This is a genomic window from Pseudarthrobacter sp. MDT1-56, from assembly GCF_059383555.1.
This window is the reverse complement of record NZ_JBWZCK010000002.1, coordinates 142714-158331: the sequence shown is the minus strand read 5'-3', so window position 1 is coordinate 158331 and position 15618 is coordinate 142714. Positions and strand designations below refer to the sequence as shown.

Genomic DNA, 15618 nt, shown 5'->3' with positions numbered 1-15618 from the left:
CCGGAACCCGGACCATGGCGGTGCCTGCCGTGTGCTGCCGGACACCACCGGCGGCCGTTGGTGCGGCCCTCCAGCTGCCGGGCCCCCGGTTAGTGGAGCACCTACAAAAAACCCGGCCCGGCATGCTCGTAAAGTCAAAATCAGCAGCAGATACTGATTCACTCGCGATAGGAACCCCCCCATGACGCAGACCCACGGCAGCACAGCCGCCACCCCCGCCCGGCAGCGGAACCGCTGGAACGCTACCGACCTGGGACTGATCGCGGTCTTCGCCGCGCTGGTGGCCGGCTCCGCCCTGATTGCCGCCATTCCGGTGGCAGGAATGGGTGTCCCCATCACGGTGCAGACCCTCGCCGTGATGCTCACCGGGCTGGCACTGGGCCCCGGCAGGGCCTTCGCCGCCGTCGGGCTCTATGTCCTCCTCGGTCTCGCAGGGCTGCCGATCTTCAGCGGCGGACGCAGCGGTCTCGGGGTCCTGGCCGGCCCCTCGGCGGGCTACATCATCGGCTTTGTCTTCGCCGCGACGGCGGTGGGCTGGCTGACCGTCGTCGTGCTGCGCCGCACTGCGGGCCGTCCCGGCAGGCTGCGTGCGGTCCTGCTTTTCGCTGCCGCGATGGTGAGCAGCATCATCTTCGTCCACGGCCTCGGTGTCCTCGGCATGGTGGTCAACGCGAAACTGGACTTCTCGAAGGCGTTCCTCGCGGACCTGGTCTTCTACCCGGGAGATGTGATCAAGAACATCCTGGCCGTGACCATTGCCCTGGCGCTGCACAAGGCGTTCCCGGATCTGCTGATCCGCCGGATCCGGAGCAGCGGGACCGTTGCCCCGGGCGGCGCGCCCGTTTCCCACGCCACGGCGGGTCACCGGAGGTGAGCACCATTGCGCTGGACCGGGTTGCGGTGCGGGTGGCGGTTGATGGCCGCCCGGCACCGAAAACCTTGCTGGCGGAGCTGACCCTGCGGCTCAGCGAGCAGCGGATCGGCATCATCGGCGCCAACGGTTCCGGCAAGTCCACGCTGCTGCGGCTCCTCAACGGGCTGGTGGTGCCGAGCAGCGGGAGCGTCACGGTGGACGAGTGGGACACGGTCCGCTCGGTACGGGAGGTACGACGGCGCGTCGGCTTCGTCTTCACCGACCCGCTGTCCCAGCTGGTCATGCCCACCGGCCGGGAGGACGTGGAGCTGTCCCTCCGCCGCTCGGTCCGAAACTCCCGCGAACGCAGCCGCCAGGCGGAGGCGACGCTGGACCGCTTCGGTTTGCTGCCGCTGGCCGACCAGAGCATCTATGAACTCTCCGGCGGGGAGCGCCAGCTACTGGCCCTCGCCGCGGTCCTCGCCGTGGACCCGGAGGTGCTGGTCTTGGACGAGCCCTCCACCCTGCTGGACCTGCGCAACCGGGAACTGCTGCGCCGGACCCTGGCCGGACTCAGCCAGCAGGTCATCCTCTCCACCCACGACCTTGAGCTCGCGCTGGACCTCGACCGGGTCCTCGTGGTCGACGCCGGCGCGGTGGTGTTCGACGGCGGGCCGGCCGCCGCCGTCGCACATTACCGTGCGCTGTGCGCGGCCGGGCTCGCTGATTCTGGCGCGGCGGATGCAGCACCGTTGGGGCACCCGCACCCTCAGAATCTTCACCTTGGGGATCCGTCCCTGGCGCAGCGGCATCCGGGGCAGTTGTGAGCGGCCACGGGTTCCTGCTGGCCAACTATGTGCCGGGCGATTCCCTGCTGCACCGCGCGCCGCTGTGGCTGAAGTTCCTGCTGGTCGTCGGCTGCGGCATGGCGTCCTTCCTGATCGTCGACTGGGCTGTGGCGGCGGCAGCCCTGGCCGTGATGTGCGCCCTGTTCCTGTTCAGCGGGGCGGGGGTGCCGCGGCTGTTCCGCGCGGTCCGGCCCGTGCTGCCCGTTCTGGCGGCGATTGGGCTGTTCCAGTGGTGGCAGCTCGGTGGCCCGACCGCGGCGCGGATTGTGCTCAACGTGCTGGTCTGTATTGTGGCTGCGTCCATCCTCACGGCCACCACCCCGGTGCAGCGGCTGCTGGATGGCGTGGCTTCCCTGGCGCAGCCGTTCCGGCGCCTCGGGGCGGATCCGGAGCGCTTCGCGCTGACCATCGCCATCATGCTGCGCAGCATCCCGTTCATCGCGGGCGCCTACAGTGACGTCCGCGATTCCGCCCGGGCCCGCGGGCTGGAACGCAACCCCCGGGCCCTGATCCTCCCGGTCTTCATCACCACCGTGGCCTTCGCCCGGCAGACCGGCGATGCCCTCGCCGCCCGGGGCCTGGGTGAGGCCGAGACCGAGGAGCATGCCCCGCCTGCCACCCTCGCCGCAGGACATGCCCTCCCCTGACAGCCCGGAACCACGGGACATGCCCTCCCACGACCGCGGACACTGGAGATAAGCCCAGTATGTCCACTGGCCGTGCCCAGGACTGGGCAAGTCCCCGGCGAGGTGGTGCAGGTCTGAGTTCCGATATTGCGGAACCACGGGACATGCCCTCCCCTGTCCACGGAGACGGGACATAAGCCCACTATGTCCACTGGCCGGGCCCAGGACTGGGCATGTCCCCCGGAGCCCCTTGGGAGAACCCGCTAGGTGAAGCTGCGGTACTCCAGCAGCGCGGCGGTTCCCATTCCTCCGGCGATGCTGATCAGTGCCAGCGCCAGATGTCCCTCTACCGGGCCGCGCCGTGCCTGGGCCAGCAGCCGCGTGACCAGCACGGCGCCGGAAGCCCCGTAGGCGTGCCCCAGAGCCAGGGCGCCGCCGTCGGCGTTGGCGCGTTCCGGGGGGATGCCCAGCTGGTCCAGGCACGCGATGGTCTGGGAGGCGAATGCCTCGTTGAACTCCACCAGCCCCAGCTCCGCGGCCTTGACGCCGCTGCTTTCCAGCAGGCGTCCGGCCGCCCGGGCCGCCCCGATGCCCAGCAGCTGCGGGTCCACGCCAGCCGTGTCCGTCCCGCGCACGAGGAGGCCGTCGCCGGCTCCCAACTCGCGGGCGCGTGCCACCGAGGTGATGACGACGGCGGCGGCGCCGTCGGCGTCGAAGCAGGAGTTCCCCGCGGTGACGGTGCCGCCGGCGGCGAACACCGGCGGGAACCGGGCCAGCACGGCTGCGGTCAACCCGCGGCGCGGCCCGTCGTCGGCACTGACCGTGTGCAGGCCGTCCGGCCCGGAAACACCCGGCAGCGGAACGATCTCGGCGTCGAAGAGTCCTGCCGCGGCGGACGCCAGGGCGCGCTGGTGGCTGCGCAGCGCCAGCGCGTCCTGCCGTTCCCTGCTGACCCCGAAGCGGGCGGCCACATTCTCGGCGGCCACCCCCATGTCCGGATCACCTAGGCCCAGGGGTGCGAACTGCGCCCGCGGGAAGAACTCCGGGGCACCGCCGGCGTCGCGGCGGGCCCGGAGCGGTGCCGTACTGATGCTCTCCACCCCGCCGGCCAGGTACACGCCGCCTCCGCCGGCGGCCACCAGGCGGGAGGCCAGGGCAACCGCGTCCAGTCCGGACCCGCACTGCCGGTCCACAGTGAGGCCGGGGACGCTGACTGGCAGGCCTGCCTCGAGGGCCGCGAGCCGGGCCACGTTTCCGCCGCCGCCCACGGCGTTGCCGATCACCACATCTGCCACCGACGCCGGGGCCACGCCGGTGTCGGCGAGCAGGCGGCGGAGCACGGGGGCCAGCAGTTCATGGGCCTGCAGGGTCTTCAGGGCGCCGTTGGCGCGGCAGATCGGGGTGCGCCGGGCGGAGATGATGACCGGCTGCCGGTCGTCGGGAAGATTCCGCGCGGAATGCTCAGCCAAGGCGCCGGATCCGGGGGTCGTTGCGGGCAATCCAGTCGAGCAGCAGCTCCCGGCTGAGCTTGCCGCGGTCCGTCAGGGGTAGTTCGGCCAGGGCGAAGTATTCCAGCGGCCGTTTGTTGCGGGACAGCACGTCATCGACTCCGGCTTTGAGCTGCGTGGCGGTCACCCCGCCGTGCGAGGGGACAATGCCGGCGACGACTTTCTGGCCGCGGAGCTCGTCCGCGATGCCCGCGGCCACGGCGGCGGCCACACCGGGAACCGAGGCCAACGCCAGCTCGACCTCATGCGGGTAGACGTTCGTGCCGGCGGTGATGATCATGTCGGATCGGCGGCCCAGCATGTGCAGGGTCCCGCCCTCGAGGTAGCCCTGGTCCCCCACCGTGTGCCAGCCGTCGAAGCTCTGCAGGGCCTGGCCGTCGTCGCCCCAGAGGTAGCCGTCGCTGACCATGCCGCTGCGCACGCAGATGTTGCCGTCGGTGCCGTCGGGCAGCTGGACTCCGCCGTCGTCGAGGATGCGGATCTCGACGCCGGGAAACGGCGTGCCGATCCCGGTGCCGCGCTGGTCGGGCTGCTGCCCGGGCGGGAGCCCGGCGCCGGAGACGAAGCTGAGCTCAGAGGCGCCGTAGTACTCGAAGATGGTCGCGTTGGGTGCCCAGCGGCGGGCTGCTTCCAGGGTTCGGGCGTCCAGTTTTGAGCCGGCGCAGATGATGCTTCGGATGCCTGAGGCGTCGACACCGCCGCTCAGTCCCCGTTCGCTGAGGATCCGGAGCATCGTGGGGACGAGGACCAGCCGGGTGATTCCGTCATGGCTGACGGCGGCGTGGGCGTCGCCGACATCGAACCGGGCCAGGGTGTGGAACTCCGAACCGGCGTACAGGCATTCGGCCAGGGCATAGAGGTTCAGGCTGGCAGCGAGGGGCCCGGGCGCCAGGGTTTTGTCTTCCGCGTGCAGGCCAAAAAATTCAACCGACGCATCGAAGGACAGCTGCCAGGACCGGCGCGAGCGGCTGAAGGCCTTGGGGACAGACGTGGTCCCGGAGGTCAGGCCGATCAGGAACGGCGTGACCGGGCGCCCGTCGACCAGTTCCGGCCCGTCGCGGAGGTCCGCCACCGTCGCGGCACCCGGCGCCGTCACGACGGTCTTGCGGATCCGTTCCCTGATGCTGTCCTGCAGCTGCTGCGGCCACGTCGGGTCCAGCACGGCGCATTGCCGCTCCCCCGCGACGGCGGCCGCGAACGCTGCGGCGAAGTGCAGCGAATTCTCTTCGGACAGCACGGTCACGGCCGGCGTTTCCGGCACCAGGCCGGCGGCCGTGTCCCGCAGGTCTTCCCAGCTCAGGCGCTGGCCGGCGACGACGACGGCGGTCCCGTCGGGGCGGTCGTCGGCCCAGCGCTGGAGTCTGTCGAGGAAAGGCATCAGATCAACTTTACCGGCCGGGAGCCGTCCGAAAGCAGGTACGCGATATTGTGACAGCATGAGTTTCAATGACAACGTCCAACTGGACCCCTCGCAGGTCCAGGACCGGCGCGGCATGGGCCGCGGCGGAAAAGTCGGGATCGGTCTCGGCGGCGGCATCATCCTGCTGATCGCATCCCTGCTCGGCATCAATCCGAGCCTGCTGGAAGGCCTGGGCGGCAGCACCCAGGACTCCGGATCGCAGAGCCAGAGCACCGCCCCGGCCTGCGAAACCGGCGCCGACGCCGACGCCCGGCTCGACTGCCGCATCACCGGCACGGTGAACAGCCTGAACGCCTTCTGGCCCGCCTACCTGGCCCAGTACGACCGGCAGTACCCGCAGCCGGGTACGGTGATTTTCGAGGGGGCCACGAACACCGGCTGCGGCGCGGCGACCTCGGAGGTGGGGCCATTCTACTGCCCGGCCGACTCCACCGCGTACTTCGACCCGGGCTTCTTCCAGGAACTGGTGGACCGCTTCGGCTCCTCCGGCGGGCCACTGGCACAGGAGTATGTGGTCGCCCACGAATTCGGCCACCACATCCAGAACGTGCTGGGGAACCTGGACCGGGCGCAACATGACCCGCAGGGACCGGAATCCGGTGCCGTCCGCGTGGAGTTGCAGGCTGACTGCTACGCCGGGCTGTGGGTCCGTTACGCCACGACCCAGGAGGACCCCCAGACGGGGGTGCCGTTCCTGGAGCCGCTGACGGAACGGGACCTGCAGGACGCCCTCTCCGCCGCCTCGGCTGTCGGCGATGACCGGATCCAGCAGGCCGCGACCGGCCGGGTGTCCCCGGAGGCCTGGACCCACGGTTCCAGCGCGCAGCGCCAGAAGTGGTTCTACCAGGGGTACAAGACCGGCGACATCAACCAGTGCGACACGTTCGGCGTCGCCACCCCGTAACCCCCATCCGCTGCTCCGCAACTGCCGTTATGAGGTCCCTATAGGGCGGTTACGGAGCATTCGATACACGACGACGGCGGCCGGCCACCTTCCATGGAAGGTGACCGGCCGCCGTCTCATGTCAGGGGCCTCCGCCGCCGAGGGTTCCCTGGCCGAGCGAAGCGAGGCAAGGGAGGCGGTGGGGATCTAGATGTTGAAGCCCAGGGCGCGCATCTGGTCGCGGCCGTCCTCGGTGATCCGTTCCGGACCCCACGGCGGCATCCATACCCAGTTGAGGCGCCATTCGTCGACGACCCCGTCCAGGGCCTTGCCGACCTGCTCCTCGATTACATCGGTGAGCGGGCAGGCGGCCGTGGTGAGCGTCATGTCGATCAGCAGGGCGCCGTCGTCGTCCGAGTACTTCAGGCCGTACAGCAGGCCCAGGTCAACGATGTTCACGCCCAGTTCAGGGTCGATCACATCCTTGAGTGCTTCCTCGACATCCTCGAGGCCCGTGCGGGCCACATTGAGTTCGGTCATTGCCAAGTCCTAACTAGGCCTGTGCTGCAGCGGACGCGGCAGCAATGGTGGCTGCCCCGGCGCCGGTGGCGTAGCGGTCGTAGCCTTCTTCTTCCAGGCGGTCGGCGAGCTCCGGGCCGCCCTCTTCGACAACCTGGCCATCAACGAACACGTGCACGAATTCGGGCTTGATGTAGCGCAGGATCCGGGTGTAGTGCGTGATGAGCAGGGTGCCCATGTTGCCCTCGGCGTGGGCGCGGTTGACGCCTTCGGAGACAACCTTGAGTGCGTCGACGTCCAGGCCCGAGTCGGTCTCGTCCAGGATGGCGAACTTCGGCTTGAACAGCTCCAGCTGCAGGATCTCGACGCGCTTCTTCTCGCCGCCGGAGAAGCCCTCGTTGACGTTGCGCTGGGTGAAGTCGGCGTCGATGCGCAGCTGGGCCATGGCGGCCTTGACGTCTTTGGTCCAGGTCCGCAGCTTGGGCGCTTCGCCGTCAATGGCCGTCTTGGCGGTCCGCAGGAAGTTCGTCATGCTGACGCCGGGAACCTCGACGGGGTACTGCATGGCCAGGAACAGGCCGGCGCGGGCGCGCTCGTCCACGCTCATCGCCAGGACGTCTTCGCCATCCAGCGTGATGGTGCCGGAGGTGACGTTGTAGCGCGGGTGCCCGGCGATCGTGGACGCCAGGGTGGACTTGCCGGAACCGTTCGGGCCCATGATGGCGTGGGTTTCGCCGGTCCGGATGGTCAGGCTGACGCCCTTCAGGATTTCCTTCGTGCCCTGCTCGGTGTCAATGCTGACGTGCAGGTCCTTGATCTCAAGAGTAGACATGTGTCTTGTTCTCCTCTGCACCGTGCCCTCCGGCACTGTGCGGTTTCTCGTCGATAAGTTCTGTTGTGCGGGTTGCCGGCTGCGGGCAGCTAGCTGAAGTTCGGGGCCTCGGCGCCGTTCAGGACATTGGTGAAGTCCACATAGACCTCGTCATCCAGGACGGTCACGGCAAAGACCGGCACCGGATCGTAAGCCGGCAGCTGGAGCGGCTCGCCGCTGCGCAGATCGAACTGGGAGCCGTGGCCCCAGCACTCGATCTTGCAGCCTTCCACCTCACCTTCGGAGAGGGAGATGTCCGCATGCGAGCAGGTGTCACCGATGGCGTGGATCTCGCCCATCGAGTCCTTCACGATCGCGACGGGGTAGTCGTCGATCAGGATCCGCAGCGCCTGCTTGAGTTGGATCTCACTGGCGTTGCAGACGAGCTCGCCTCTTGGCTGTTCAGTCATTGATGGTTCCGTGTTCTCCAGTGCTGCGCACTAGTTGTCCGTTGCCGCGAGTTCGCGCTCGACGGCGTCCGTGAGGCGCTCCTCGATGGCGGGAACCTTGATCTGCTGGATGATCTCGTTCAGGAAGCCGCGGACCACCAGACGGCGGGCCACCTTTTCCGGAATGCCCCGGGCCATCAGGTAGAACAGGTGCTGGTCGTCGAACCGTCCGGTGGCGCTGGCGTGGCCGGCGCCGGCAATCAGGCCGGTCTCGATTTCCAGGTTCGGCACGGAGTCGGCGCGGGCACCGTCGGTGAGGACCAGGTTGCGGTTGGCCTCGTAGGTGTCGGTGCCTTCTGCCTCCTTGCGGATCAGGACGTCACCCACCCAGACGGTGTGCGCGTTGCGGCCCTGCAGGGCGCCCTTGTACAGGACGTTGGACTTGCAGTTCGCGACGGCGTGGTCCACGAAGAGGCGCTGCTCCAGGTGCTGGCCGGCGTCGGCGAAGTACAGTCCGAACAGTTCCACTTCGGCGCCCGGGGCGGTGAAGCGTGCCGACGGGGTGACGCGCACGAGGTCGCCGCCGAGGCTGACGACGATGTGCTTGAACTTGGCGTCACGGCCGAGCTTCGCCTGCTGGGAGGAGGCGTGCACGGCGTCGTCGTTCCATTCCTGGAGCGAGATGACGGTGAGCTGCGCACCGTCCTCAACGAGGATCTCGATGTTTTCCGAGACAACGGCGGTGCCCTGGTGGTCCAGGACCACAACGGACCTGGAGAACTTCTCCGCGACAATTACCACGTGCTGGGAGGCGGCCTCGGTGCCCTGGCCGGTCAGCAGGACGCTGACCTCGCCGTCGACCTGGACCTCGGCCGGAACCGTGATGACGGTGGCTTCGGTGAAGTTCTCCCAGGCGTTCGCGGAGACGCGGTCCTCGGGAATCGCTGCGGAGCCGATCCGGCGGTCGTTCCGGCCGACGGTCTCCACAGTGACACTGTCCGGGGCGGTGACGCTCACGGACGGTGCGGTCCCGTTGAGGACCTCGGTGTGCAGTCCGCGGAGGCGCTTGAGCGGGGTGAAGCGCCAGTCCTCTTCCATGCCGGTCAGCGGTTTGAAGTCCGCCAGCTTGTAGGAAGTCAGGCGACCGGCGCGTGAGCTGTCCGGAACACCGGCGCCGCCGCCGTGCGAGTGGCGCTTGACGGCTTCGCCGGCGAGCGGGGACTTGGATGCCGCGGCGTTCACCGGTGAAAGGCTTTCGCCTTCCTCGGTGAAGCCGTTGATGAACGGCTGGGCTGAGGGCGCGCCGATGCGGGCCTTTTCAGTAGTGATGTCAGTCATTAACCGACCGATCCTTCCATCTGCAGTTCAATCAGGCGGTTCAGCTCGAGGGCGTATTCCATCGGCAGCTCACGGGCAATCGGCTCGATGAAGCCGCGGACGATCATCGCCATGGCCTCGTCTTCGCGCATGCCACGGGACATCAGGTAGAACAGCTGCTCTTCGCTGACCCGCGAGACCGTGGCCTCATGCCCCATCGTGACGTCATCCTCGCGGATGTCGATGTACGGGTACGTGTCCGAACGGCTGATGGTGTCCACCAGGAGCGCGTCGCAGCGGACCGTGTTGGCCGAGTGCTTGGCGCCTTCGCGGACCTGGACCAGGCCGCGGTAGGCGGCGCGGCCGCCGCCGCGGGCCACGGACTTGGAGACGATCGAGCTCTTGGTGTTCGGCGCGATGTGCACCATCTTGGAGCCGGTGTCCTGGTGCTGGCCTTCGCCCGCGAACGCGATGGACAGGGTCTCACCCTTCGCGCCCTCGCCGACGAGGTAGACGGCCGGGTACTTCATGGTGACCTTGGAGCCGATGTTGCCATCGATCCACTCCATCGTGGCGTTCTCTTCGCAGATGGCGCGCTTGGTGACCAGGTTGTACACGTTGGTGGACCAGTTCTGGATGGTCGTGTAGCGGACGCGGGCGCCCTTCTTCACTATGATTTCCACCACGGCGGAGTGCAGCGAGTCCGAGGTGTAGATCGGCGCGGTGCAGCCTTCGATGTAGTGGACGTAGGAGTCCTCGTCCGCGATGATCAGCGTGCGCTCGAACTGGCCCATGTTTTCCGTGTTGATGCGGAAGTAGGCCTGCAGTGGGATGTCCACGTGGACGCCCTTGGGGACGTATACGAAGGAACCGCCGGACCAGACAGCCGTGTTCAGCGAAGCGAACTTGTTGTCGCCCACCGGGATGATAGTGCCGAAGTACTCCTGGAAAATCTCCGGGTGCTCGCGCAGCGCGGTGTCCGTGTCCAGGAAGATGACGCCCTGCTGTTCCAGGTCCTCGCGGATCTGGTGGTAGACGACCTCGGACTCGTACTGGGCCGCGACACCGGAGACGAGGCGGCTGCGCTCGGCTTCCGGGATGCCCAGCTTCTCGTAGGTGTTCCGGATGTCCTCGGGGAGGTCTTCCCAGGTGTTGGCCTGCTTCTCCGTGGACCGCACGAAGTACTTGATGTTGTCGAAGTCGATGCCGGAGAGGTCTGCACCCCAGGTCGGCATCGGCTTGCGGTCGAAGTACTTCAGACCCTTGAGGCGCAGGTCCAGCATCCACTCCGGCTCACTTTTCTTGGCCGAAATGTCGCGGACGACGTCCTCGTTGATGCCGCGGCGGGCGTTGGCTCCGACGTCATTCTTGTCGGACCAGCCGTACTCATAGGTTCCGATTCCGTGGAGCTCGGGATTCTTTTCCAGAATCTCCGAAATCACAGTGGATTCAGCAACCTTCTTCTCTGATAGTTGGTCCGTCATCACGGCCTTTCTTGCAGATGGTTGGATACTTCGTCCAGGCTGCCCGGGGTGGTTGCGGGGCTGTGAAGCCCCCTGGCCGCCGGACGGCCTGTAGGTATGTGGGTGGTGCAGACGTGCCCGCCGCGCGCCAGTGTGGAGAGCCTGCGGACGTCGACGCCGACCAGCCGGGAGAACACGTCGGTCTCGACGTCGCAGAACACCGGGAACTGCGCGGCCAGTTGCTGGATGGGGCAGTGTCCCTGGCAGAGCTGGACGCTGGAAAGCGCCGCGGGCAGGGGTGCCTTGGCCTCGATCGACGTGGTGGAGGCCACGAACCCGTCGCGGCTCAGCGCCTCGGACAGCGCCTGGGCCCGGGCAGTGATGTCGGGTCCGGCGGCGTCGACTTCCGGCGCGTAGCGGCGTTCCATCTCGCCGAAGCGTTCGACGGCGAACTGACGGACGGCGTCGGGTCCGGCCATCTCGCCGAGGCGCTGCAGGGCCAGGGTGGCGATGTCCAGGTAGTCGTTGCCGAGCGTGGACTGGCCCTGGGAACTGAGGACATAACGGCGGGCGGGGCGTCCAGCCCCGGCGCCGGCGCGGGTTGCCCGCTTGACCTCAATCACGCCGTGGCGTGAAAGGTGGTCCAGATGCCGCCGGACAGCCGCGGGCGTGAAGCCGAGCAGCTCGCCGAGTTCAGCGGCGCTGATGGGACCGTGTTCCAGCACTGCGTTCAGCACGCGGTCCCGGGTGCGTTCCTCGGCGTCGGCAGCCGGCGAGGCGGCCGCGGGCTGGGCCGCCAGGGATGCCGCAGCCTCAGATCCCGCTGCCACGGACGCGGCGGCTGGCACCGCACGCGGGCGGGTATGGCCGGCGGACGCGACAGAAGTAGAGGAGCTCATGGAATACACAACACAATCATGTCGTAATTTACTCCCCCCGGCCAGTAAGGCATGGCTTTCCTCGGGTACCGGCGGGAGCGGCCGCCGAGCACGCCCCCCGGCCCGGGGCTTGCCGCCGGCCTGAACCGGACGTACTACATCCCGTAGAATGCTGTGGTGCGATCTCCCGAATCCCCCGTCCTGACCATCAGCGGGCTCGTCAAGGATGTTGGTCCACTGCACACCCTCGACGGCAAAATGCTGCGGGTGGTCAGCGGCCTTTCCCTCGTCGCCGAACGCGGGCAGGTCACGGCCCTGCTGGGAGCCAACGGCGCGGGCAAGACCACCACCATCGAATGCGCCCAGGGACTGCAAAAACGCACCCACGGCAGCATCAGCCTCCTGGGTGAGGACCCGGACACCGCGGGGGCCGCACTGCGTGCCCGCGTCGGGGTGATGCTCCAGGACGGCGGACTGCCGCCGTCGGCCCGCCCCGTTCCCCTGCTCAGGCATATTGCCGGGATGTACCAGGACCCGTGGCCGGTCGGGGAGCTCATCGAGCGCCTGGGCATCGACACCTTCAGCCGGACCTCCGTGCGGCGGCTGTCCGGCGGGCAGAAGCAGCGGCTCGCGCTGGCGGCAGCGCTCGTGGGCAACCCCGAGGTGCTTTTCCTGGACGAGCCGAGCGCCGGCCTGGACCCGCAGTCGCGCCAGCTTGTCTTCGAGCTCATCTCCGAACTCCGGAACCGCGGGATGGGGATCGTCCTGACCACCCACCTCATGGACGACGCCCAGCGACTGGCCGATTACGTCTACATCATCGACGCCGGCCGCAACGTCGCCGAGGGGACGGTCGCGCAACTCCTGCAGCACCCCCTGCCGCCCGAGGCCGGGGAGCAGCACATCCGCACCCTGCTGTTCGAGACCGACCCGGGTCTGGATTTCACCGGGGTGCTGCCCGACGGCGTCAACGTCACCGAAGCGCGGGCCGGCAGCTACGCCGCCACCGGCGCACTGACCGCTGCGGACCTCGCGGCAATCACGGCGTGGTGGGCCGCGCGGGGCATCATGCCCCGCTCGTTGAGCCTTGAGGCCCGCAGCCTTGAGGACGTCTTCCTTGACATCTCCGGAAGGGAGATCCGATGACCCGCGACAGTGCCGCACTGGGCAGCGCCCCGCCTGGGAGCGCCGCGCCGGCCCGCCCGCTCGGGAGCGCACCGGCCCCGCTGCTGCGGCGGATCGTGCTGCAGGGAAAGTACGAGACGGTCACCATGCTCCGGAACGGCGAGCAGCTGATCCTGGCGGTCGTGCTGCCGCTGCTGGCCATGGTGGGCCTGACCGTCACGCCCCTGCTGGACGGGTTCGGTGCGAGCCGGATCAACGTTGCCGTGCCCGGGATCCTGGCGCTGTGTGCCATGTCCACCGCCTTCACCGGCCAGGGCATCTCCACCGGTTTCGACCGCCGCTATGGGGTCCTGCGTTTCCTGTCCACCACTCCCTTGGGGCGTACCGGGTTGATCGCCGGAAAGGTCCTCGCGGTCCTCGCCGTCCTCGCGCTGCAGGTGCTGGTGGTCACGGCCGTAGCCCTGCTGCTGGGCTGGCAGCCGGATCCGCTGGGCTGGGCCCCGGGGCTGGTCCTGCTGGTGCTCGGCGCGGCGGCCTTTACCGCGCTGGGCCTGCTGGTCGCTGGGACTGTCCGGCCGGAGGCGACGCTCGCGATCACCAACCTGCTCTGGATCCTGCTGGGTGCCCTCGGCGGGATCGTGATCCCGGCCGAACGGCTGCCCGCCCTGCTGCAGTCAACTGTGCAGTTCCTCCCTTCCGGCGCCCTGGGACAGGCCATGCGGGAAGCTTTCCTTTCCGGCAGTGTCAGCCCTGTGCCGGTACTTGTCCTGCTGCTCTGGACGGCGATCGCCGGCGGCGCAGCTACCCGTTGGTTCAAATGGAATTGAGAAAACTGTGAGCACGGCCTCCCGCCCTCCCCGGACCGCTTCCCGGAACATCGCCTGGCTGCCCGTCACCGTTAACGAGACGGTGAAACGGCTGGCGGTGCTGTCCCTGATCGGCCAGACAATCCTGATCGTGACCGGCGGCGCGGTCCGCCTCACCTCGTCGGGCCTGGGCTGCCCCACCTGGCCGCGCTGCACGGACTCGTCGCTCGTGAACACCCCGGAAATGGGGATACACGGCATCATTGAGTTCGGTAACCGCCTCCTGACGTTCGCGCTGGCCGCCGTCGCCGTCGCCATGCTGGTGTACCTGTGGAATCTCCGCAAGGAACGCCGCGACCTGTTCCGGCTGGCCATCGGCCTGCTCGCCAGCATCCCGGCGCAGGCCGTCATCGGCGGCATCACGGTGCTTACCCAGCTGAACCCCTGGGTGGTCGGCCTGCACTTCCTGGTCTCGATGGCCCTCGTGGTGGTGGCCACCCTGCTGGTCAACCGTGCCTACGGGCGGACGGGGCGCTTCCGGGTGGCTGAACTGGCGGCCCTGCCGGGCGTCGCGCGCCCGCTGATGGGCGCCGTCGCGCTGTTCTCCGCCCTGGCCGTCTGCCTGGGCGTTGTGGTCACGGGCGCAGGCCCGCACGCGGGCGATGCCGATGCGCCGCGCAACAACCTGGACTGGGACCTGTTCTCGCACATCCACGCCGTGCCGGCGTACCTGGTGACCGCCGGGGCGCTGGTCGCGCTTTACCTGGTCATCCGCGACCGGATTCCCGGCCCGTTCCGCACCGCCGTCGTGATGCTCCTGGGCGTCACCGTGCTGCAGGCCGTCATCGGCTTCACGCAGTACTACAACGGCATCCCGGCGCTCCTGGTCGCGGCGCACATGCTCGGCGCCGCCCTGCTGATGAGCGCGGCCACCAACGCCGCCGACCTGGCCCGCAGCAGCCCGGTCAAGTAAGTCCGGCCAAACCTGGGCCCGGCAAAGGGTCCGGCAAAGCAGCCGCACCCTGGCCACAGACAGAAGCACCCCGGTCCGCTTGGGCCGGGGTGCTTCTGTCGTTCCTGGTGGGGCTCTGAGCTTAGCCGCCCATGATCGGGGAGCCGATGAACGGGTCCACGGCGAGGGCGATGAACAGCAGGGTCAGGTAGCTGATCGAGCCGTGAAAGACCTTCATGGCGCCCTTGTTGGACACGTCGCCGGCCTGCGCCCGGTTGTACAGGGCGTGCGATTCGTAGAGGAACCAGGCGCCGGCGAGGACCGCGGTGACGGTGTAGACCCAGCCGGCGTTGCCGACCGGGACCAGCAGCAGCGAGCAGGCCACCATGGCCCATGCGTACAGGACCACCTGGACCGAGACGACTTTGGCCCCGGCGATCGCACCGAGCATCGGCACGTTGGCGTTGCGGTAGTCCTCGCCGTAGCGCATGGACAGCGGCCAGTAGTGCGGCGGGGTCCACAGGAAGATGACCATAAAGAGCACAACGGCGGGCCACTCGACCGTGTTGGTCACGGCGGCCCAGGCGATAAGCACCGGGAAGCAGCCGGCCGCCCCGCCCCAGACGATGTTCTGGGCCGTGCGGCGCTTGAGGATCATCGTGTAGATGACCACGTAGAAGACGATTGCACCCAGTCCGAGCCAGGCGGCGAGGGGGTTGGCGCCGAACCAGAGGATCGCGATGGCGGCCGCGCCGAGGAGCCAGGAGAAGACCAGTGCCTCGCGCGGGGTCACCTCGCCCGTGACGAGCGGGCGGTTCTCGGTGCGGTGCATAAGCTTGTCGATGTCGCGGTCGAGGTAGCAGTTGAACGCGCCGGCGCTGCCGGCGGCGAAGGCCCCGCCCACCAGGGTTGCCACGATCAGGCCGATCGACGGGAAGCCGCGCTCGGCGTAGATCATGGTCGGAAGGGTGCTGACCAGCAGGAGCTCGATGACGCGGGGTTTCGTGAGCGCCAGGTAGGCCTTGGCTTTGCGGGCGAAGCCGATTCTTCCACGGATGGGAGAGGCGGTCAGCGGCGTATCTGTTGTGCTCACGGTGGCAGTCACTCTGTTCTGTCTGGCTGTTCAGTCCGGCTGGTTCCGCAACGCGGGTTGCATATCC

Annotated in this window: 16 protein-coding genes; 7 read left to right on the top strand and 9 right to left on the bottom strand. The window is 68.3% G+C overall.

The genetic code is table 11. The features are described 5' to 3' along the window. Window positions 1–181: 181 nt before the first annotated feature. Genes AC50YC_RS03955 through AC50YC_RS03945 form a run of 3 tightly spaced genes read left to right on the top strand, consistent with a single transcriptional unit; the run spans window position 182 to window position 2348 of the window. The gene (locus AC50YC_RS03955; protein ID WP_494952298.1) at window positions 182–874 is read left to right on the top strand and encodes a biotin transporter BioY; all 693 of its coding nucleotides are present in this window, start codon (window positions 182–184) and stop codon (window positions 872–874) included. Then, a complete protein-coding gene (locus AC50YC_RS03950) occupies window positions 871–1680 on the top strand; it encodes an energy-coupling factor ABC transporter ATP-binding protein (RefSeq protein WP_494952297.1) in 810 nt (269 codons plus the stop codon). The genes AC50YC_RS03955 and AC50YC_RS03950 overlap by 4 nt, the downstream gene beginning before the upstream one ends. Further along, on the top strand, window positions 1677–2348 hold the full coding sequence (locus AC50YC_RS03945; protein WP_494952296.1) for an energy-coupling factor transporter transmembrane component T family protein: 672 nt from the start codon (window positions 1677–1679) through the stop codon (window positions 2346–2348). The genes AC50YC_RS03950 and AC50YC_RS03945 overlap by 4 nt, the downstream gene beginning before the upstream one ends. Window positions 2349–2590: 242 nt before the next feature. Here AC50YC_RS03945 and AC50YC_RS03940 read toward each other — a convergent pair whose 3' ends face one another. Continuing rightward, window positions 2591–3796: a thiolase family protein gene (locus AC50YC_RS03940; RefSeq protein ID WP_494952295.1), complete on the bottom strand. Its 1206-nt coding sequence runs from the start codon at window positions 3794–3796 to the stop codon at window positions 2591–2593. Then, entirely contained in the window at window positions 3789–5213 is a 1425-nt protein-coding gene (locus tag AC50YC_RS03935) for an AMP-binding protein (protein ID WP_494952294.1), read from the bottom strand. The genes AC50YC_RS03940 and AC50YC_RS03935 overlap by 8 nt, the downstream gene beginning before the upstream one ends. A 58-nt stretch (window positions 5214–5271) precedes the next feature. On the opposite strand from AC50YC_RS03935, the gene ypfJ reads away from it, so the two are divergent. Continuing rightward, window positions 5272–6159, top strand: a complete 888-nt coding sequence (ypfJ, locus tag AC50YC_RS03930) for a KPN_02809 family neutral zinc metallopeptidase (RefSeq protein ID WP_494952293.1) — start codon at window positions 5272–5274, stop codon at window positions 6157–6159. A gap of 186 nt (window positions 6160–6345) precedes the next feature. Here the strand turns inward: ypfJ and AC50YC_RS03925 are convergent, their stop codons facing one another. The 6 genes from AC50YC_RS03925 to AC50YC_RS03900 all read right to left on the bottom strand — a co-directional run bounded on the left by AC50YC_RS03925 (window position 6346) and on the right by AC50YC_RS03900 (window position 11605). After that, on the bottom strand, window positions 6346–6678 hold the full coding sequence (locus AC50YC_RS03925) for a metal-sulfur cluster assembly factor (protein ID WP_056434018.1): 333 nt from the start codon (window positions 6676–6678) through the stop codon (window positions 6346–6348). Between the two features lie 13 nt (window positions 6679–6691). Beyond that, a complete protein-coding gene (gene sufC / locus AC50YC_RS03920; protein ID WP_494952292.1) occupies window positions 6692–7489 on the bottom strand; it encodes an ABC transporter ATP-binding protein in 798 nt (265 codons plus the stop codon). A gap of 89 nt (window positions 7490–7578) precedes the next feature. After that, a complete protein-coding gene (locus tag AC50YC_RS03915; protein WP_494952291.1) occupies window positions 7579–7938 on the bottom strand; it encodes a non-heme iron oxygenase ferredoxin subunit in 360 nt (119 codons plus the stop codon). Window positions 7939–7968: 30 nt separating this feature from the next. Next, the gene (gene sufD, locus AC50YC_RS03910) at window positions 7969–9255 is read right to left on the bottom strand and encodes a Fe-S cluster assembly protein SufD (RefSeq protein WP_494952290.1); all 1287 of its coding nucleotides are present in this window, start codon (window positions 9253–9255) and stop codon (window positions 7969–7971) included. Continuing rightward, window positions 9255–10718, bottom strand: coding sequence for a Fe-S cluster assembly protein SufB (gene sufB, locus AC50YC_RS03905; protein WP_160665963.1), 1464 nt, complete (start codon window positions 10716–10718; stop codon window positions 9255–9257). Before sufB ends, sufD begins: the two co-directional genes overlap by 1 nt. Further along, window positions 10718–11605, bottom strand: coding sequence for a helix-turn-helix transcriptional regulator (locus tag AC50YC_RS03900; protein ID WP_494952289.1), 888 nt, complete (start codon window positions 11603–11605; stop codon window positions 10718–10720). The genes sufB and AC50YC_RS03900 overlap by 1 nt, the downstream gene beginning before the upstream one ends. Before the next feature lie 147 nt (window positions 11606–11752). Between AC50YC_RS03900 and AC50YC_RS03895 the strand changes: the two genes are divergently transcribed. The 3 genes from AC50YC_RS03895 to AC50YC_RS03885 are packed head-to-tail and all read left to right on the top strand — an operon-like array spanning window position 11753 to window position 14479. Then, window positions 11753–12721 carry an ABC transporter ATP-binding protein gene (locus AC50YC_RS03895; protein ID WP_494952288.1) on the top strand — a complete coding sequence of 323 codons (969 nt, stop codon included), beginning with the start codon at window positions 11753–11755 and terminating at the stop codon, window positions 12719–12721. Continuing rightward, complete coding sequence (locus tag AC50YC_RS03890) at window positions 12718–13527, top strand: ABC transporter permease (RefSeq protein WP_494952287.1); 810 nt, start codon at window positions 12718–12720, stop codon at window positions 13525–13527. The genes AC50YC_RS03895 and AC50YC_RS03890 overlap by 4 nt, the downstream gene beginning before the upstream one ends. Window positions 13528–13534: 7 nt before the next feature. Beyond that, window positions 13535–14479 carry a COX15/CtaA family protein gene (locus AC50YC_RS03885; protein WP_494952286.1) on the top strand — a complete coding sequence of 315 codons (945 nt, stop codon included), beginning with the start codon at window positions 13535–13537 and terminating at the stop codon, window positions 14477–14479. A 121-nt stretch (window positions 14480–14600) separates the two neighbouring features. Here the strand turns inward: AC50YC_RS03885 and AC50YC_RS03880 are convergent, their stop codons facing one another. Then, on the bottom strand, window positions 14601–15563 hold the full coding sequence (locus tag AC50YC_RS03880) for a heme o synthase (RefSeq protein ID WP_494952285.1): 963 nt from the start codon (window positions 15561–15563) through the stop codon (window positions 14601–14603). Window positions 15564–15618 lie beyond the last annotated feature (55 nt).